This window comes from Mesorhizobium sp. 43Arga (genome assembly GCF_053714255.1).
On the sequence record NZ_JBSKBO010000001.1, the window covers coordinates 1,128,543 to 1,147,897 of the forward strand.

The window sequence follows — 19,355 nt, forward strand, 5'->3', positions numbered from 1 at the left end:
TCAAGCCGGAAAGGGAAACACCATGTCTGACAGAGCCAACACCACGCCGCGCCGCGCGCTCATCGTCGTCGACGTCCAGAACGACTATGACGGCGGCAATCTGGCCATCCAGCATCCGCCGTTCCGCGACAGCGTCGTCAATGTGGCGCGCGCCATGGATGCCGCCGCGGCTGCCGGCATCAAGGTGGTTGTTATCAAGCAGATGGCGCCCGAGACCTCGCCGATCTTCGCCAAGGGCAGCCATGGCGGCGAATTGCATCCCGAAATCGCCAAGCGCGGCCGCGACCACTATGTCGAGAAGACGCTGCCCTCGGCGTTTGCCGGCACCGACCTCGAGGCGTGGCTGCGCGCCAATGCCATCGATACGCTCACGGTGGTCGGCTACATGACGCATAATTGCGACCTGTCGACCATCATCCATGCCGTGCATATGGGCTTTGCCGTCGAGTTCCTGTCGGATGCGACCGGCTCGGTGCCCTATGCCAACAGCGCCGGCTATGCCTCGGCCGAAGAGATCCACCGCGTCGTCACGATCATCCTGCAGTCGCGCTTCGCGGCCGTGCTTAAGACCGCCGAATGGGTCGAGTGCCTGAAGACCGGCGCCCTGCCGGAACGCGACACGATCTACGCCTGCAACCAGCGGGCGCTGGCGCGCAACGCGGCGTAGGATATCCGCAAACAGAAAGGGCGCCGCATCGCTGCGGCGCCCTTTGCCGTTCAGGATTTGAAAGATTCTAGAACAGGCCTTCGATCTGGCCGGCCTCGTTGAGGAAGATCTTTTCCGAGGACGGCGCCTTGGGCAGGCCGGGCATGGTCATGACCTCGCCGCAGATGATGACGACGAAGCCGGCGCCTGCCGAAAGCCTGACCTCGCGCACCGGCACGGTGTGGCCGGTCGGCGCGCCGCGCAGGTTCGGGTCGGTCGAGAAGGAGTACTGGGTCTTGGCCATGCAGACCGGGAGGTTGCCGTAGCCGGCCTGCTCCCAGGCGTGCAACTGGTCGCGCACCGACTTGTCGGCGATCGCTTCCGAGCCGCGATAGATGCGCTGGACGATGGTGTTGATCTTCTCGAACAGCGGCATGGCGTCGGGATAGAGCGGCGCGAATTGCGAGGCGCCGGATTCGGCCAGCGCCACCACCTTGTTGGCGAGTTCCTCGATGCCGGCCGAGCCCTTGGCCCAGTGCTTGCACAGCACCGCCTCTTCACCCATGGAGGCGACATAGTCCTTCATCGCCTGGATTTCGGCGTCGGTGTCGGAATAGAAATGGTTGATGGCAACCACCGCGGGCACGCCGAACTGCCTGATATTCTCGATGTGGCGGCCGAGATTGGCGCAGCCCTTCTTCACCGCCTCGATGTTCTCCTTGCCGAGGTCCTCCTTCTTGACGCCGCCATTCATCTTCATGGCGCGCACGGTGGCGACGATGACGGCCGCCGCTGGCTTCAGGCCCGCCTTGCGGCACTTGATGTCGAAGAATTTTTCAGCACCGAGGTCGGCGCCGAAGCCGGCTTCGGTGACGACATAGTCGGCGAGCTTCAGCGCCGTGGTGGTGGCGACGACCGAGTTGCAGCCATGCGCGATGTTGGCGAACGGGCCGCCATGGACGAAGGCCGGGTTGTTCTCCAGCGTCTGCACCAGGTTCGGCTGCATGGCGTCCTTCAGAAGCACGGCCATGGCGCCGTCGGCCTTGAGGTCGCGGGCATAGACCGGCGACTTGTCGCGGCGGTAGGCGACGATGATGTCGCCGAGGCGCTTTTCCAGATCCTTCAGGTCGGTGGCAAGGCACAGGATCGCCATGACTTCCGAGGCGACGGTGATGTCGAAGCCGGCCTCGCGCGGGAACCCGTTGGCGACGCCGCCGAGCGAGCAGATGATTTCGCGCAGCGCCCGGTCGTTCATGTCCATGACGCGGCGCCACACCACGCGGCGTGTGTCGATGCCGAGATCATTGCCCCAGTAGATGTGGTTGTCGATCAGCGCTGAGAGCAGATTGTGGGCGGTGGTGATGGCGTGGAAGTCGCCGGTGAAGTGGAGGTTCATGTCCTCCATCGGCACGACCTGCGCATAGCCGCCGCCGGCGGCACCGCCCTTGACGCCGAAATTCGGGCCGAGCGAGGCTTCGCGGATGCAGACGATCGCCTTTTTGCCGATGCGGTTGAGGCCATCGCCGAGGCCGACCGTGGTGGTGGTCTTGCCTTCGCCGGCAGGCGTAGGGTTGATGGCGGTGACCAGGATCAGCCTGCCATCCTTGTTGCCCTTCACCGATTTGATGAATTCGGCTGAGATCTTGGCCTTGTCGTGGCCGTAGGGCAGCAGATGCTCGGTCGGGATGCCGATCTTCTGGCCGATCTCCTGGATCTGCTTTTTCTTGGCGGCGCGCGCGATCTCGATGTCGGACTTCACTTCGGCCATGACGGCTTTCCTCTGGATTGAACGGTGGAGGGGACGGGGTTGATCTCTATCGCAAGCAGGTTGGAACCGGGCGCGCGGGCATGTTTTAACCCTGTCGCTGCCGTGGCGTCAACTTCCATGCAACTATGTTTCCTATAGAGAAAATTCCTGTGCGGCCGACCGACCTGTCCTCGGTTCTTTTTGGCTCCGCTTGCCGCGCCGTATAGAAGCCAGAGCGGCGGCGCTTCCGCCGTCTCAAAACAGCCGCACAATGCACGGAATGCGACAGAGGCGACGGCGCAAATTCGCCATCGCCCGGGTTTTTGTTTTAACGCAATTCCGGACGGAAAAACCGCTCACACATTTCCTGGAATTGCTCTAAAGCGCATCGCGCTTTAGCCTTTTGTTCCTATGCATGTCGTTCTCCCAAAACCGGGACCACTTTTGGGCGACATGCATTGCGACTGGCGAACGCTACTGCGTCAGCACGTTGCTGATCTCGACCATGTTGGAGCGCACGCGCAGGATGTAGAAGCCCATCGTCGTCAGGTGCGTCGGCAGCAGCCAGCCATCCTCACGGCCATTGGCGATGATGAAGGGCTGGATGCGCAGCGCCGAGACGAATTGTGCGTCCATCGTGTCCCACAGGCTCTGCAGGTGCTTTTCCTTGATGACGTCCTCGAAATCGGCCTGGGCGCCCTTCATCAGGCCGTAATAGGCATAGAGCTGGCCATAGGCGAACCAGTAGCGGTCGTCCGCGCGGGTGTCGAACCAGCCATTGTTATGGTTCTCGGCACGCTCCTTGAGGATGGCGGAGGTCGAGCCGATGTCTGATGCGATGCGGTCGATATACTGCTTCAGATTATCGGCGCGGGCATCGAAAGTGGCCTGGCAGGTGGCAAGGCGGGCATTGAACGAACGCAGCTTGCGCACCGCGTCGCGATAATAGCTCGGGGTCGGCGTCTTCGGGCCGAACGGGCTCACGCCGAAATACCAGGTGTATTCGTCGAACTGCAGATTGCCGCGCGCATCCTGCAGGTCGGCATCGATCTGCGAGGTCGTGCGCACACGGCCGAGATTGTCGGCGAGTTCGGTCGCCGTGCGCCGCACCGCCTGGTTGATGCCACGCTGGAACGAAGCCTTGTTGTCCATCCACGGCGTGTTGTCCCAGTCGATGCCGAACAGGCCGAGCTTGTAGAGGATCATCGACGAGATCCAGGCATTCTGGTTGACGTTGAAGTCGGTCAGGTCCGCCGCGATCTGGGCAATACCGGAGTTGCCGCAGGTCTTTGCCGTGTCGGTGCCGGTGCCCGCGGCCACCTGCTCGCCGGCGGAAACATTGCGCTTCTCGAACGTGTAGCTGTCTGGATAGTTCGGGTTGAAATTGTTCCACCACTGCGTGGCATAGAAGAAATTGGCGTAGAGGCCGATCAGCACCAGCAGGGCTAGGCCAACCACGGCCTTGAGGATCCAGCCGCGCTGCGTGTACCAGCGGCCGGCCCACAGGAAAGGCCACAGGATGGCGCCGATCAGAAGGCCGATGCCGCGGCCGATCCATTGAAAAATCCTGGACAAGAAGTTCACGATCGGATCGAGCATGGCTGTGTCACCCCCTCAAAGCATGATGCCAAAAAGTTGCAGACTTTTTGGATAACATCATGTGCTAAAACAACAAGTTAGAACGAAATTTCGGCTCATTTCGTTCTAGTCAGTCAGGCCGTAGAGGCGTGTGCGAAACGCCACCTTGTCCTTCAAATATGTGGTTTTCAGAACGTCCACAACGTGCGATCTCCAGGCGTCGCTGAAGCCGTCATAGTCCTTGTAGAAGCCCTGCTTGTTGAAGATGTAGCGCGAGACGAAGTCGGTCGGCACGAAATCCGAGATCAGCCGGTTGGTCAGCCAGGCGTCGGGATGGTCCGGCTTGGCGCGGACCACGAGGAAGCGCTGCTGCGGGAACACATCCTCGATCTTGAGATGGCCAAGCTGGGCGATCTCGCGCTTGGCGGCGTTGAGGAACGGGAAATTGCCGTCCTTGGTGATCAGGTCGGCATGGCTCTGGATCCAGGTCTGCAGCCAGACCTTGTCGACATCGGTCAGATTGCGGTTTGGCTCGGCGTCACGGATCAGCGCGCGCACCACCATCTCGGCGCGGTGCTCGAGATAGCCAGACGCTTCTATCCAGGAGGCGCGCGGCAGTTCGATGCGGCCGGTGCTGGCCAGGAACTTGAAGACCTTGTCGGCGTCCTTGATGGAGAGATAGCTCACCTGCCACGGCCGCGAGCGGCGGAACCCCGGCGCGGCAGGATCGCTGATCACCGTCGTCATGTCGGGATCGACGAACACGTAGAGCCCGCCGAAATGGCTGGTCCAGTAGGCATTGTGGCGGAAGATCACCTGGTCGGGCACCAGTGCGTTCTCTCTGATGTCGCCGCAGATTTTCGCCAACTCCACCATACGCGTCAGCATGGTATTGTCGCGCCAGGCATCGGGCTCCTGCCTCAGCCGGTCGACGAGCTTGCCGAGTTCAGCGGCCTTGCCCAGCACGTCCTCGGCCGACAGCACCTTGAACTCGACCTGGCTGATCGACAGCAGGTCCTCGATATCGTTGACCTTGGGAATGGAATCCTCGATCTCGCCATAGATGACATCCTTGATGGTCAGCGCGTCGATGGCGCGCTGGTTCTTGGACATGAACTCGAACATCAGTTGCGACGTGTTGGAGAAGGCCGTGTGCACCACCGGCAGGTCGATCTGCGACGGCGTCAGGATGATGAAACGGCGATTGACCTCGTTGGGATCGAGATAGTCGGGGTCGCCGCATTCGTCGGCGATCTCGGGCGAGAAGCCGGTGCGGTCGATCTGGAAGCCCTTCAGCCTGGTGGGCGGCAGGCCGAACGCGGCCAGCGCCTTGTTGTAACGCTGGATGAGATGCGGCTCGTCGACGATGAGCAATCGACCGTAGATGAGCTCGTTGTCGCGCAAGAGGTCGGGTTTTTTGGCGCTCATCTTTCCTTCTCCCCGTTCACGGGGAGAAGGTGCCCGAAGGGCGGATGAGGGGCAGCGCAAACGCTCATCATTTTTCACCCGACGTTGAAGCGGGCAAAAACTTCGCGTCGACAGCAATCATTTTCCGGTCGAGCCGCCCGTCCAAGGCCGCAACAATCGTATCCAGCACGCTCGAAAGGTTGGCCAAAACATCAGCGTGCCAAACCCTCAGAACCGACCAGCCGTTCCTGTTCATGGTCTCATCCCTGTATCGATCGTGGGATCGACTGGCATGCTGGCTGCCGTCGACTTCGACAACCAGATTGGCTTCGCGGCAGGCGAAGTCCGCGAAATAGGGGCCGATCGACAGCTGCCGAACAAACTTGTGGCCATTCAATCGTCGTCCGCGCAATTCATGCCAAAGCCTTTCCTCGGCATCGTTCTCAACTCTCCGCAACTCGCGGGCTCTCACAACCTTTGGCTCATTTCTTCCACGCATGGCGCTGCCCCTCATCCGCCCTTCGGGCACCTTCTCCCCGTAAACGGGGAGAAGGAAAAGATCACCACGACCCCTTCTTCTTCATCTCCTCCATCTCGCGTGCCGCCCGCTCGCGCAGCCGCGCGTCGCGCAGCAGTTTTTCCACGGCGGCGTCGTCGGATTTGTCGGAGTAGCGGAACTCGGAATCGGCGTAGCGGTTGATCTCCTGCATGACCATATCCATCGAGAACGGACCGCGCAGTTCCTCGATCATGGCTTTCTTCTCGTCGTAGTCCTTGTGCATGAACGCTTCCGGCTTTTCGAACCAGTCGTCGGGAAGCTCGATGTCCATGGCGCGCATCTTGATGGCGTCGGTGACGTTCTTGATGGCGCGGCCGGTGAACCGGGGCTCGGCGTCCTTGATCAGGTGCAGGTAGGTGCCGATGTCGGCCATGGTCTTGGGCGAGCCGTTCTCCTTCATATAGCGCTCATAGACCTTGATCAGGCCGTCTTCCTGCGGTTTCTCGTGCTCCTCATAGGCTTCCTCGACAGCACGCTTGATTTCTTGCGCGGCGTAGAGTTCGTGCTTGCCCAGAGGGATCTCGTGGTTCTTGCCGGCCAGCAGCACGAAGATGTCGATATAGTCGTCGCGGGTCTGCGGGCCGTCGACCAGCCAGCGGGCGCCGGCGCGCTGGCGCAGCGCATCGTCGACATTTTCGGGATAGTTGGAAAACATGCCGAATGAGCAGTTGCCGCGCACAACGGTTGACGCGCCGGCGAAAGCGTCCATCAGGACGCCGGTGATTTCCTGCTGGCCGGCCGAGGCGCGGTCGTCGGAGCGACGTGCCGCCACCTGGTCGATATCGTCGATGGTGCCGAAGCCGATGACGCGCGGGTTCAAGACATTGTTGATGAACTGGCGGCAGTTCTGGCCTGACTTGCCCTGATAGGACGAGATCTGGTCGACGCCGAAATTCTCATAGGCGAAGGGATAGCCGGCGACCTGGCAGTAGCCGTTGACGAGGCCGGCGATCATCTGGATCAAAGTCGTCTTGCCGGTGCCGGGTGCGCCGTCGCCGATGAAAGTGAACAGGAAGCCGCCGAGTTCGACGAACGGGTTCAGCTCGCGCTCGAAATCATAGGCCATCAGCATCTTGGCTAATTTGACCGACTGGTATTTGGCAATGTGGTTGCCGACGACCTCTTCCGGCTTCTTGAAGGTCATCACCAGCGGCTTGGAGCGCTTGCCTGGCGCGACGTCGAAGCCGTCGAGGGTGAAATCGTCGGCATCGATACGGATATGGGCGTTCTCGAACGGGCCGATGCCGTCGAAGCGGCCTTTTCTGGCCAGCAGCCCGTCAATGGCGACGCGGGCGAAGGCGCGTGCCCTGGTCATCAGGTCGGCATCGTCCTTCGAACCCGCTATCGCCTTGTCGAGGCCGGCGAGGATCGACTTCACCGCATCCTGCGGCGTGTCGAAAAGGAAGTCGGGTTCGGGGATGTCGTTGGGCGCCTCGCCGTCGCTGTCGATCAGCTGGAACAGATAGGACGCCAGGCTGAAGGCCGAGATGTAGGCAGAGGCCGAAAGAAGCTTCTTGAAGGTCGATGCCTCGTCGCCCTCGAGCGGCGCGCGGACGTTCTTCGCCTGCAGGCTTTCGAGGTCGGAGCCTTCGGCGAAGACATCCGATACAGCGAGCGCGATCGCCGTGCCGCGCCGGGCACGAAACAGAAGCGTGTGCTGCGGGATGGTCAGCAACTGGTCGTCGGGATGGACGGCGCCGACGGTCTTCGACAGTTCGACCTCGCGCGTGCGGCGGACCGAGCCGACCGAGACAGTGGAGACGAAGCGGCGGTTGGTGCCGGCCAGTGCCGTGCCGGATTCGCGCGACGGATCCTCAAGCACGACGATGCGGGTGATGAAGCTCTGCGCGGTGGCGCGGTGCTTCTCGATCGCCGCTTCCGGGATGGTGGTCAGGCCGGTGTCCATGAAGTGTGCTCCGTGGTGTTACGGTCAGACGTCTGAAATGACCTGCCCGTTGGACAGGATGTGGACCTTATAGCCGCCAAAGATCTTCTGTGCTTCGCCGGCGGCGTAGAGCGCCTGGTAGGCTTCGTGCGGGATCAGTGCATGGTTTTCGTAGCTCGACACGCCCTGGCGCGCGGCTTCCAAATCGTCGGTGTTGATGAAGAATTCCTGCGTCGCCTTCTCGCTGGAAAACAGCCCCTTGCGGCCGGGCTTCTCGCCCTTGGAATAGACCTCCTGGATGGTCCAGGTCAGCAGCCAGGCGTTTTCCGGCTTGCGCACCTTGGCCAGCACTTCGGTCACCGTCGAATTGTTGTCGGTAATGCCCGCGGAATAGAAGGGGCCGAGCACGACGCGGCGCAACTGCTTGGGGTGAAGCGGCTCGAAATCCTTGTCGAGATTGACGGCAATGGTCGTCGGCGACAGCGTGTAGGCGGAGTTCTTCTCGGTGAAATCATCGAAACGGTGGGCAAGCTCGGGATTGAGCAGGCCGTCGACCGGCAGCGGGATGTCGACCTTGTCGTTGAGTTTGCCGTTCCGGTCGACGAGCTGGCGGACCATATTCTCGGAGGAATCCTCTACCGTCACCATGTAGACCAGCGGCAGGTTGGCGCTGCCGTCGAAGGTCGCCCAATGGACGAGATAGTAGGGCAGTGCCGTCTTCGGATTGACCGACACCTTGGCCGTCTGCGCCAGCGTGAACGGCCCAAAAGTCTGCTCGCTCTTGACGTCCTCGAGATAGAGCCGCTCGGCCATCGACTTCTGCAGCGCCTCGGGGAATTCCTTGTGGCGCAGGATGAAGTCGGCCATCTCCTCGCGCAGCTCGCCGGCCAGCGGGATGTTGGCAAGGCGCGCATCGGCCTGGCGGCGGTCGTTTTCCAGTTCGAGCAGGTTCTGGAAGACCGGGAAGCCGCTTTCGGCGCGCGAAATGCGGAACGTGTCCATGAAGCCCAGCCGGTTGCGCCAGCAGCCAAAGGACTTGTCGAGCCGGGCGATGTATTCGGCAACGATCTTGGCGACGATGCCGTGCCGGTAAAGCGGCGAGCGGTCGTCGCGCATGAACACTTCAAGGCCGCTGAGCGCGGCCGTGATTGCCGAGAAATACCGCGCCGCCGCGTCGTTTTCGGGGGTCATTCTGTCAGCCCTGGGATTGTCGCACCGGTGCGCGCGGCAATTATGACTGCACGTAGTTGGCCGAATTGTGCTTCCTCAGCACCTCGTCGAAGCGGCGGGCAAAGGCATCGTCGGCCAGCTTCTTGCGGCGCTGGATGTCGGCGCTGGCAACCATGTTCTTCTCATGCATTTCGAGCAGGTCGCCAATGTGCTTCTGCGAGGCTGCGCCGATGCCGGCCATGGTTTCTTCCGCCGTGTTGTCGACCTGGCTGCCCAGCGTGTTGATCTTGTGGGCGACGTCCTGCTGGGCGGCGGTCTTCAAGGAATCTTCCAGCGCCTTGTAGAGCACGATGCGCTGCTCGGTATCGATGGTCAGCTTGTTGATCAGCGTCGACTGCGCGGCGATCTGGTTGTTGAGCGAATCGACGAAGGTCTGGAACATCGAGGTGTAGCGCTCGAGCGTCTGGCTTTCGGCCAGCAGTTCCTGCTCCTTGGCCTGCTTCTCATTGTATTCGGTGGCGAGCTTGGAGCGTTCGCCCTCAAGCTGGGTGCGGTCCTTCTGGCTGGTCGAGGCGGCGATCTTGTTTTCGATGTCGAGCAGCATCGGGTTGAGCTCCTCAATACGTTTCTGCACGGCTTCGAGGTTCGACATGGTGGTCTTGCGGCGCTCGATCACCTGCGACAGACTGGCCTCGGAGGTCTTGTAGCGCTGGTCGAGGACCTCCTTCTGCGCCTTCAGGATGCCGACGATGGTGTCGGACTTGGCCAGAAGTTCCTGCAGATTGCCGGCCAGCGACATGTTGCGGACGCGGTCGGTGCGCATGCGCTGCTTGCGCTGTGCCGAAAAGACGCCGACGAAGTTTTCCCAGCCGGTGTAGTTCTTCATGCTTTCGAACTCGGCGCCGAAGACGTTGGTGGCGTCCTCCAGGCCGATGATCAGGTCGGCGATATTGCCTTCCATCACCTTCTGCTGCTTCAGCACATCCTCGATGCGGGCGTTTTCGATATCGAAATTGGCGTCGCCGATCTTCTTGTCAGCAGTGGCAAGCGTGTCGAGCACGGTGCCGGACTGCTCGATCTTGGTGCGCATGTCCTGGACGACCTGCTTGGTCCTGGCAATTTCGGCATCGAAATTCTGCAATGTCGCCATAGGGGCCTCCCGCTTCGGCTTCCGGTCGCTGGTTGCGAACAGCGGCGAATATATGTGGGGCATCCGGGGATTGAAAGACGTGAAGACAAGGGTTGTGTGAAAACAAAAGAATCCGCCAAGGCCTTGAAAGACAATGCAAGTGGGGTCATGGCGTGATTAGCCGGTCAGTCGGAACTGGTTCAGCTGTCATTGAACTTTCATGCCGGCAAAGCAGTCAGTCCTGGCACGCACGGAAATGCTGAATTCGGCAGGGAATTGAACCGGTTGCAGGCAAGCATATCGATGCGGCCGTGCCACGCCGGCGCGCACTCAGGGCTTCGGATCTGCCTTCAGATAGGCGATGATATTGGCGATGTCGTCATCATTGGTCAGGCCGCCAAAAGCCATCTTGTTGCCGGGAACCTTGAGCCTGGGGGCCCTGAGATACTCGGTGAGATTTGCCTCGTCCCAGACGAGACCGGCAGCGCCCGCACTTTTCATGGCTTCGGAATAATGGCCAAGGAAGCTCTCGGCCGTGCCGGCGGTGCGGCCGACGACACCCTTGAGATGCGGGCCGACCTTGTCGCGGTCGGTGGCCGCTTCATGGCAGGCCATGCAGCGGTTGAAGACGTGCTTGCCTTGCGCCGGGTCGCCGCCCGCATGGGCGGCAATGGAGGTGGCAATGAGAAGAAGGCTGGCTGAGGAAACGGCGCGAAGCATGGCTGACCCGGGAGAGTTCTGGCTGCCGGCCTTATAGGACCGAGGCCTTAACAAACGCTGTGTTGTGGCGAGAGGGGGGCCGGCCGGCACCTAGTCCCGTGTGGGAACGATGATCTCAGACTTGCCGTGCGAGATCGCGGCGCAGGAAATCATGCAGCCGATCGACTGCCGGCGTCGTCGACATCGGGTTGCGCAGGATGCCGATTTCGAGATCCGGCAGCACGGGAAGCCCTTCATTGGCGCCGATGATGCGCAGCGATGGCGGTACGCTGCGCTGGGCGAGGCCGGCGACGGCGAGCCCGGCCTGCACGACCGCGATCAGGCCGAGCAGGGAGGCGCTGGAATAGGTGCAACGGTAGGACCGGTCGGCATCGCCAAGCGCCTGCAGGACATTCGTCCTGGCGGCGCAACCGGGCTCGAACAGGGCGACAGGCAAGGGATCGGCCTGCCAGGCGACATGGTTTGGTGAGGCGACCCAGACGAAACGCTCCAGCCGGATGACGTCGAGCGGCTGGTCCGGCAGTCGGGTGACGATCGCCAGGTCGAGCCGTCCTTCCGCCAGGGTTTTCACCAGAGCGGTCGACTGTTCGCAGATCAGCTCCACCGTCACCAGCGGGTGGTCCTCGGCAAAGCGCGATAGCACAGGTGGCAGAAGGAAGGCGGCGTAGTCGTCCGGCACGCCAAGGCGCACGCTGCCCGTCTCCTTCGGCCGCGTGACGCTCGCCCAGGCCTCGTCCGACAGCTTCAGCAGCCGGCGCGCATAGATGAGAAAATCCTCGCCGACGGCGTTGGGGGCAACCGTTCTCGGTCCGCGCACCAGAAGCTGGTTGCCCACCATCTCTTCCAGCCGCAGCATCTGCATGCTGACCGCCGACTGGCTGCGGCCGACCCGGGGCGCGGCATTGGACAGACTGCCGCTCTCGACGACGGCGACGAAGGTTTTCAGAAGATTGAGGTCAAGGGGAGCAGCCATGGTGCTATCAGCATATCGAATAGCTTGCTCCAAATCTATTCGCTTGTTTGAAAGCTATCCTGCTGGCCAGATGGGTCTTGTCAGTTCGAGGAGCCTTCCATGAAGGACCTGCCGATCTCCCGTTTTCCGGCCGCGAGCCTGGCCTTTGCGATGACGATCGCCGGCACGGTTGGCGCCTTTGTCACGGAAGCGGGGCTTCATCCCGTGACAATCGTGTTCTGGCGCTGCGTGTTCGGCGCCGTGTTCCTCGGCGCATGGTGCCTGCTGCGGGGCTATCTGCCGGACAGGACGCTGTCGCCGTCCCGCCTCGCGCTGGCAGCGCTTGCCGGCGCCTGCATGGTGCTGAGTTGGACGGCCTTCTTCGCCGGCTTCGCCATGACGTCGATCGCCACGACGACGATCGTCTATCACGTGCAGCCCTTCTTCGTGGTCATCATCGGGGTGGTCTTCCTCAAGGAGCGCATCTCCCTAGACCAGATCCTGTGGATGCTTGGCGCGTTCCTCGGCGTCGTTCTGGCCAGCGGGCTGGTGGTCCCGCATACGCAGGCCGGTGCGGCATGGCCGCTGGGCATCGCGCTGACGCTGGTCGCCGCGCTGCTCTACGCGGTGGCGACGATCCTCGCCAAGGGCCTGGGCCAGCAGCGCGCGGAGGTCACGGTGCTCTGCCAGACGATCATCGGGATCGTCATGCTCGCGCCCTTCGCCGGCATAGGCCAGCCTGTTCCCGCTCATGCATGGGCCTGGCTGGTCAGCATCGGCGTGCTGCACACCGGCATTGCCTATGTGCTGATGAACTCGGCCTTTCCGCGCCTGACGACACCGGTGATCGGCATCATCACCTTCATCTATCCGGTCGTCGCCATCATCATCGACTGGGCGGTCTACGGGCACCCGCTCGGGCCGGCGCAGGCCGCCGGCATGGCGCTGATCGCCATGGCGACACTCGGTGTCCGGCTGGGCTGGCGGTTTCCGCTGCGGCGTGTCTCGGTGGCATGACGCGGTTCGCAGGGAAGCAGGGTCAGGATTTCATGAAGCCGATGAAATCGTCGGGTGCGGCGCGGCCCATTTCCTCTTCCCAGTGACGGCGGCAGAGCGAGACATAGACATCTTTGCCGATCGCCACCTGTTCGCCCTGGCGGGCCACCTTGCCATCGGCGCCGAGGCGCACCACCATCGTCGCCTTGCGGCCGCAGCGGCAAATGGTGCGCACCTCGCGCAGATCGTCGGCGATCGCCAGCAGCGCCCGCGAGCCCGAAAACAGCTTGCCCTGGAAATCGGTGCGCAGGCCATAGCACATGACCGGGATGTTCAGCCGGTCGGCGATGCGGGCCAATTGCCAGACCTGCTTCTCCTCGAGGAACTGCGCCTCGTCGACGAAGACGCAATGAACCGTCGTATGGTCGTGATGCTCGGCGACGCGGGCGTAAAGGTCGTCGCCGTCGCGGAACATCTCGGCCTCGGTCTCCAGCCCGATGCGCGACGAGATCAGGCCGCTGTCGCCCTTGCGGTAATGGCCGGCGACGAACAGCATCGTCGTCATGCCGCGCTCGCGATAATTATACGAGGCCTGCAAGAGCATCGTCGTCTTGCCGGCATTCATCGTTGCGTAATTGAAGTAGAGCTTGGCCATGCCGCCCTTTACAGTCTGTTGATATTCAGGTGATGCCGGCCTGCAAATGGCGGTCCCCTGCGCTTCCCCGTTCTACTGCGTCGCAGTAGAACTGACCTCACGTACCCCAAAAACACGCTCCGCTCTGGTTCTCTGGCCCCACCATTTTCGTCTCGGCCTGACCTGAATCCAAACAGACCTTAAGCCGAGTTGCCTCTGCGCGGGGAGGGGCCGTAGCCGCATTCCCCCGAAAAAGCAGCCATGAACGACAAAAGCGTCAGTCGTGTCGCTGATTGGCCAGCCCGCGCCGTTGATCGTGATTGCCTTAACGCTTGAATCCACACCAGAATGGTGTTTGGCTGACGAAACAAGGCGGGCAGAGAAACCGTACCGACGCTTCGCCAAAGAATCACAATGGGAGACTAACTATGTCGCGTATGAATTCCTTCGTCGCCGGCCTCGGGCTGGCGGCTTTGTTGTCCACGAGCGCCGCCTTCGCCGGCGACGCCGCAAGCTGCAAGACCGTGCGTCTCTCCGATGTCGGCTGGACCGACATCCAGGCCACCACCGGGCTCGCCTCGGTGCTGCTCACCGCGCTCGGCTACGAGCCGAAGGTGATCCAGCTGTCGGTGCCGGTGACCATGGCTTCGCTGAAGAACAAGGACCTTGACGTCTTCCTCGGCAACTGGATGCCCTCGATGACCAACGACATCAAGGATTACACCGCCGATGGCTCGGTCGAGACCATCAGCACGAACCTGACCGGCGCCGGCTACGGCATCGTCGTGCCGACCTATGTCGCCGACGCCGGCGTCAAGTCACTGACCGACCTTGGCAAGTTCAAGGACAAGTTCAACGGCAAGATCTACGGCATCGAAGCCGGCAATGACGGCAACCGCATCATCCTCGACATGATCAAGAATCCTGCCGACAAGCTCGACGGCTTCGAACTCGTCGAGTCGTCCGAGGCCGGCATGCTGACGCAGGCCGAGCAGTCGATGAAGAACAATGAGTGGATCGCCTTCCTCGGCTGGACGCCGCATCCGGTGATGGGCGCCATGAAGATCACCTATCTTGACGGCATGGGCGACAGCGGCTTCGGCGCGGCCACCGTGTTCACCAATGTGCGCAAGGGCTACACCACCGAATGCCCGAATGCCGGCAAGTTCATCGCCAACCTGAAGTTCAATCTGGACATGGAAGGCCAGATGATGGACGCGATCCTCAAGGGCGCTGACGCCCAGACCGTCGCCACCGACTGGCTGAAGAAGAATCCGGACGCGGTCAAGCCATGGATCGCCGGCGTGACCACGTTCGACGGCGGCGACGCCGCGGCGGCCGTCAAGACCGCGCTCGGAAGCTGAGCCGACTTCGCATCCGGCATGACCGGATGAAGATGGGCAGCCGTTTGACAAAGGGCTGCCCTTTTTCACATCCTGTGACAAGATGACGTAGCGACAGCGCGGGGCCGAAGGCAGAGCTCCGGTGGAAGAGGGGTGAGATGGATCCGATTTCCAAATTCATGATCGATCACAAGATCCCGATCGGGGCCTGGGGAAAGTCCTTTTTCGGGTTCCTGACCGACAATTTCGACACCATCTTCAGGGCTTTCTCCAACGGCCTGAATTTCATCCTCGACGGGCTGGTCGACCTCCTGCTGTTGGTGCCGCCGGTGCTGCTGGCGTTGGTCATCGCCGTTATCGCCTGGTTGCTGCAGCGCTCGCGGCCACTCGCCATCGGCGTCTTCCTCGGCCTGATCTTCATCATCAACCAGAACCTGTGGAAACAGACCGTGCAGACGCTGGTGCTCGTCGTCGCCGCTGCCGCCATGGCCATGGCCATCGGCGTACCGCTCGGCATCTGGGCGGCGCACAAGCCGAAGGTCTACCGCATCATGCTGCCGGTGCTCGATCTGATGCAGACGCTGCCGACCTTCGTCTACCTGATCCCGGTCTTGACCCTGTTCGGCCTCGGCAACGCGCCCGGCCTCATCGTCACCATCATCTTCGTCATCCCGACCGCGGTCAGGCTTACGCATCTGGGCGTCGTCTCGGTGCCGAAGTCGATCATCGAGGCCGGCGAGGCGTTTGGGGCCACCAAGAGCCAGCTGTTGTGGAAGGTGGAGCTGCCATCGGCGCTGCCGACCATCATGGCGGGCCTGACGCAGTCGATCATGCTGTCGCTGTCGATGGTGGTGTTCGCGGCCCTTATCGGGGCCGGCGGGCTGGGCACGGAGATCAACCGCGCGCTCGGCTCGCGCCGCATCGATCTCGGGCTTGAGGCGGGCCTCGCCATCGTCGTGCTTGCCATCGTGCTCGACCGAATGACCCGCATTGGCGTTGGAGGCAAGAAATGACCGTCGCCGTCGATTTCAAGAACGTCGATATCGTCTTCGGCGCCGACCAGGCCGGCTCGCTGGCGATGATCGACAAGGGCGCCACGCGCGCCGAAATCCTGGAGAAGACCGGCAATGTGCTGGGCTGCGCCGGCGCCAGCCTGACCGTGCATGAGGGCGAGATTTCGGTGCTGATGGGCCTGTCGGGCTCCGGCAAGTCGACGCTGCTTCGAGCCGTCAACAGGCTCAACGTGGTGTCGCGCGGCCAGGTGCTGGTCAAGGACGGCGACAAGATCGTCGACGTCGTCACCTGCGACGAGCCGACCTTACGGCGCTTGCGCCAGAAGCAGGTGGCGATGGTGTTCCAGCAGTTCGGCCTGCTGCCGTGGCGCACGGTGGAGGAAAATGTCGGCCTCGGTCTCGAACTTGCCGGCGTGCCGGACGCCGAGCGCAAGGAGCGCGTTCACAAGCAGCTCAAGCTGGTCAATCTCGACCAATGGTCGAAGAAATACGCGCATGAGCTGTCGGGCGGCATGCAGCAGCGCGTCGGTCTAGCGCGGGCGTTTGCCACCGAGGCACCGATCCTGTTGATGGACGAGCCGTTCTCGGCGCTCGACCCGCTGATCCGCACCAAGCTGCAGGATGAGTTGCTGCAGCTGCAGGCCGAGCTGAAGAAGACCATCATCTTCGTCAGCCACGACCTGGAAGAGGCGCTGAAGATCGGCAGCCACATCACCATCATGGAGGGCGGGCGCATCGTCCAGACCGGCGCGCCGGAAGACATCGTGCTGCGCCCCGCCAACGACTATGTCCGCGACTTCATCGCCAATGTGAACCCGCTCTCGGTGCTCACCGCCTGGAATGTCATGCGCGACCGCCGCGACCTCGAACACGGCGACAATGGCTGGGTGTGGCTCGACCGGCGCAAGACGACGCGCTTCAAGATCGACGATCACGGCCTGGTGGCGGCCGCGGAACGCGACGGCAAGCCGGCGGTGTGGGTCTCCTGCGCCGATGTCGAGAGCCAGTCGGAGGAATCAGCGCAAGTGTTCTGGGCCAATCCCGGCACCTCGCTGAAAACCGTGATGCTGGCCATGCACCGTTCGCAGACGGCACCGGTGGCGCTGTTCGACGACCAGTCCCGCTTCGTCGGCGCCATCGGCATCAGGGATGTGCTGAGCGCGGTCTTGAGACGGTAGAGCGGTTCAGGTCGCCAGCGGCAGGCGCAGCTCGGTCAGCAATCCGCCGTCCGGATGGTTGGACAGGCGGATCTCGCCGCCGGCGGCGCGCGCGATGTTGCGGGCGATGGTGAGGCCCAGCCCAAGGCCGCCGGTCTGGCGGTTGCGCGACTGTTCGAGCCGCACGAAGGAGCCGAACACGGCATCGATCTGGGCCTGCGGTATGCCAGGTCCTTCGTCGCGGATGGTGAGCGTGATCGTACCGTCCGAGCGGTGCAGGCTGAGATGTGCCTTCTTGCCGTAAGTGACGGCGTTCTGCACCAGATTGGTGACGCAGCGCCTGAGCGCCACCGGCCTCGCCATGCAGATCAGGCCGCGCGAACGGGTATCGTCATTGTCGAACGAGACCTCCGGATAGGGGTCGGCGATCGATTCCACGAACGACCAGAAGTCGATGCGCTCGGTCTTTTCCTCGTTCACCTCGAAAGTGGCGAAGTCGATCACCGAGCTGGCGATGCTCTCGACATCGGCGAGATCATGCGCCAGCGCCTCACGAACCGCCGATTTGCGCAACAGTTCGAGCCGCAGCCGCATGCGCGTCATCGGCGTGCGCAAATCATGCGCGAGTGCCGCGGCAAGATGTTCGCGGTCCTCGACATATTCGCGCAACCTCGTCTGCATGGCATTGATGGCCCTGGCGGCGGCCCGCACCTCGCGGCTGCCCGACTCGGCGATCGGCGGGCTCTTCAAATCCTTGCCGATCCGGTTCACGGCGGTTTCCATCATCCGGTAGGGCGCGGTCAGCCGGCGCAGCGACCAGATCGACATGATCACCACCAGGCCGGCGATCAGCGAATAGAGCGGCAGGCTGTCGAAGCTCAGGATCGGGCCGACCGGCGTGATCGGCTCCGTGAAGTTCAGCCACTGGCCGTCGGCGAAGCGCAAGGAGGCCGTCAGCTTGTCGCTCTGGGCGAAATTGGCAGCGAGCACCAGAAGGTCGCGCTCGACCTGGCCGATATCGGGGCCGGATACGGTGCTGGCGTCGTCGGCCTCGCGCGTCGCCGGGTCGCGCCGCACGCGCGCATCGGTGACGCCGAACTTCGACAGCCGGCCGACGAGGATATCCTCGAGTTCGGCCAGTTCGTCGTCGCCGGCGATCGAGGAGGTGACGGCGGGCGTGTCCGAGACGGTAAGCGCGTAGGTCGAGTTGAACAGGCCCGCCGCGGTTGCCTTGCGCTCTTCCGGCGTGGCGCCGCTCATCAGCTGCACCAAGGAGAAGGCGCGGTCGTTGAGCCGGTAGAGGTCGACCACGTCGTTGGCGACGGCGCGGTCGCGCGACACGATATAGAGGGTCGCGACCTGGCTGATCAGAAGGCCGGCAATGACGATCAGCAGCACCCAGGCAGGCAAGGTCTGCGGCAGGAGACGTTTCATTCGGAGGTCGTCTCGGGCAGGAACTGGTAGCCGCCGCTGCGCACCGTCAGGATCAGTTTCGGTGTTTTCGGGTCATCTTCCATCTTGCGCCGCAGCCGGCTGACCAGGATGTCGATGCTGCGGTCGAAGGAATAGTCGCTGTCGCCGCCGGAGAGTTCGATGAGCTGGTCGCGGGTCAGCACGCGCTGGGCGCTCTTGACGAAGGTCTGCAGCAGGTTGAATTCGGCCATGGTCAGCTCGACCCTGACATCGTCGGGCGCCGTCAGCCGGCGCCGCGAACAGTCCATCGTCCAGCCGGCGAAACGGTAGATCTGCTTAGCGGTGGCGCGTTTCGGTTCGGCGGCACCATTGCGCCGCAGCACGGCGCGGATGCGCGCCAAAAGTTCGCGCGGATCGAAGGGCTTGGGCACATAGTCGTCGGCGCCCATTTCCAGGCCGACGACGCGGTCGGTGGTCTCGGTGACGGCGGTCAGCATGATGATCGGCGTCGAGTACTGGGCACGCAGGTCTCGGCACAGTTCCAGCCCGCTCTTGCCGGGCAACATCACGTCGAGCACGATGAGGTCCACCTGCGCGCGGCGCAGCACGGCGTCCATCTCGGTACCGTCGGCGGCAACCGAAGTGTGCAGCCCCCGCTTCTGAAAGAATTCCTGAAGCAGGTCGCGGATGCCCTTGTCGTCGTCGACGATCAGTATGTGTGCGTCGGATTTCACGAGGTACCCTGTCTCGATTGCCAGCCAAGTCATTCTTGGCAGGTGAGCCACACGATAGAATTCGGGCCATATGTTGGCCAGTGCCTTGCTTTTCAAGGGAGAACGAATTCAGCCTTCTCCACATGGAAACCTATGGCCGTGCTGAAGCTCATTGGTTCCATGCGTGCCGTTTCCCAAAACCGGGACCGCTTTTGGAGGACACGCATCAGGCGGGCGGACCAGACACAATCCAGAAACAAAATTCTACAATTGGGAAAAACTCCTGAAAAGGT

17 protein-coding genes are annotated in these 19,355 nt (G+C 62.4%); 5 read left to right on the forward strand and 12 right to left on the reverse strand.

Annotation, left to right across the window (positions count from 1 at the left end):
- Positions 1–22 precede the first annotated feature (22 nt).
- Positions 23–667 carry a cysteine hydrolase family protein gene (locus ACWGS8_RS05585; protein ID WP_454579967.1) on the forward strand — a complete coding sequence of 215 codons (645 nt, stop codon included), beginning with the start codon at positions 23–25 and terminating at the stop codon, positions 665–667.
- A gap of 67 nt (positions 668–734) precedes the next feature.
- On the opposite strand, the gene ACWGS8_RS05590 is transcribed toward ACWGS8_RS05585, so the two are convergent.
- From ACWGS8_RS05590 to ACWGS8_RS05630, 9 genes are all read right to left on the reverse strand, one after another.
- Positions 735–2,414, reverse strand: a complete 1,680-nt coding sequence (locus ACWGS8_RS05590) for a formate--tetrahydrofolate ligase (RefSeq protein ID WP_454579968.1) — start codon at positions 2,412–2,414, stop codon at positions 735–737.
- A gap of 453 nt (positions 2,415–2,867) precedes the next feature.
- Entirely contained in the window at positions 2,868–3,992 is a 1,125-nt protein-coding gene (locus ACWGS8_RS05595; RefSeq protein ID WP_454579969.1) for a DUF2333 family protein, read from the reverse strand.
- Positions 3,993–4,097: 105 nt separating this feature from the next.
- Entirely contained in the window at positions 4,098–5,399 is a 1,302-nt protein-coding gene (locus ACWGS8_RS05600) for a DUF6638 family protein (protein ID WP_454579970.1), read from the reverse strand.
- 67 nt (positions 5,400–5,466) lie between these two features.
- Entirely contained in the window at positions 5,467–5,877 is a 411-nt protein-coding gene (locus ACWGS8_RS05605) for an endonuclease domain-containing protein (protein WP_454579971.1), read from the reverse strand.
- 61 nt (positions 5,878–5,938) lie between these two features.
- Positions 5,939–7,843 carry an ATP-binding protein gene (locus ACWGS8_RS05610; RefSeq protein ID WP_454579972.1) on the reverse strand — a complete coding sequence of 635 codons (1,905 nt, stop codon included), beginning with the start codon at positions 7,841–7,843 and terminating at the stop codon, positions 5,939–5,941.
- A 24-nt stretch (positions 7,844–7,867) separates the two neighbouring features.
- Complete coding sequence (locus ACWGS8_RS05615) at positions 7,868–9,013, reverse strand: hypothetical protein (RefSeq protein ID WP_454579973.1); 1,146 nt, start codon at positions 9,011–9,013, stop codon at positions 7,868–7,870.
- Positions 9,014–9,053: 40 nt separating this feature from the next.
- Complete coding sequence (locus ACWGS8_RS05620; RefSeq protein WP_454579974.1) at positions 9,054–10,142, reverse strand: hypothetical protein; 1,089 nt, start codon at positions 10,140–10,142, stop codon at positions 9,054–9,056.
- A 309-nt stretch (positions 10,143–10,451) separates the two neighbouring features.
- A complete protein-coding gene (locus ACWGS8_RS05625; RefSeq protein WP_454579975.1) occupies positions 10,452–10,841 on the reverse strand; it encodes a c-type cytochrome in 390 nt (129 codons plus the stop codon).
- Positions 10,842–10,956: 115 nt separating this feature from the next.
- On the reverse strand, positions 10,957–11,814 hold the full coding sequence (locus ACWGS8_RS05630) for a LysR substrate-binding domain-containing protein (RefSeq protein ID WP_454579976.1): 858 nt from the start codon (positions 11,812–11,814) through the stop codon (positions 10,957–10,959).
- Positions 11,815–11,913: 99 nt separating this feature from the next.
- On the opposite strand from ACWGS8_RS05630, the gene ACWGS8_RS05635 reads away from it, so the two are divergent.
- The gene (locus ACWGS8_RS05635; protein WP_454579977.1) at positions 11,914–12,810 is read left to right on the forward strand and encodes a DMT family transporter; all 897 of its coding nucleotides are present in this window, start codon (positions 11,914–11,916) and stop codon (positions 12,808–12,810) included.
- A 22-nt stretch (positions 12,811–12,832) separates the two neighbouring features.
- Here the strand turns inward: ACWGS8_RS05635 and ACWGS8_RS05640 are convergent, their stop codons facing one another.
- Complete coding sequence (locus tag ACWGS8_RS05640; protein WP_454579978.1) at positions 12,833–13,444, reverse strand: thymidine kinase; 612 nt, start codon at positions 13,442–13,444, stop codon at positions 12,833–12,835.
- 407 nt (positions 13,445–13,851) lie between these two features.
- On the opposite strand from ACWGS8_RS05640, the gene ACWGS8_RS05645 reads away from it, so the two are divergent.
- The 3 genes from ACWGS8_RS05645 to choV all read left to right on the forward strand — a co-directional run bounded on the left by ACWGS8_RS05645 (position 13,852) and on the right by choV (position 16,957).
- A complete protein-coding gene (locus ACWGS8_RS05645) occupies positions 13,852–14,787 on the forward strand; it encodes a choline ABC transporter substrate-binding protein (protein ID WP_454579979.1) in 936 nt (311 codons plus the stop codon).
- Between the two features lie 137 nt (positions 14,788–14,924).
- Positions 14,925–15,779 (forward strand): choline ABC transporter permease subunit, encoded by an 855-nt coding sequence (gene choW, locus ACWGS8_RS05650; RefSeq protein WP_454579980.1) that lies wholly within the window; start codon positions 14,925–14,927, stop codon positions 15,777–15,779.
- Positions 15,776–16,957 (forward strand): choline ABC transporter ATP-binding protein, encoded by a 1,182-nt coding sequence (gene choV / locus ACWGS8_RS05655; protein ID WP_454579981.1) that lies wholly within the window; start codon positions 15,776–15,778, stop codon positions 16,955–16,957. The genes choW and choV overlap by 4 nt, the downstream gene beginning before the upstream one ends.
- Before the next feature lie 6 nt (positions 16,958–16,963).
- On the opposite strand, the gene ACWGS8_RS05660 is transcribed toward choV, so the two are convergent.
- The gene (locus ACWGS8_RS05660) at positions 16,964–18,370 is read right to left on the reverse strand and encodes an ATP-binding protein (protein ID WP_454579982.1); all 1,407 of its coding nucleotides are present in this window, start codon (positions 18,368–18,370) and stop codon (positions 16,964–16,966) included.
- Entirely contained in the window at positions 18,367–19,083 is a 717-nt protein-coding gene (locus tag ACWGS8_RS05665) for a response regulator (protein WP_454579983.1), read from the reverse strand. Before ACWGS8_RS05665 ends, ACWGS8_RS05660 begins: the two co-directional genes overlap by 4 nt.
- Positions 19,084–19,355: the final 272 nt, after the last annotated feature.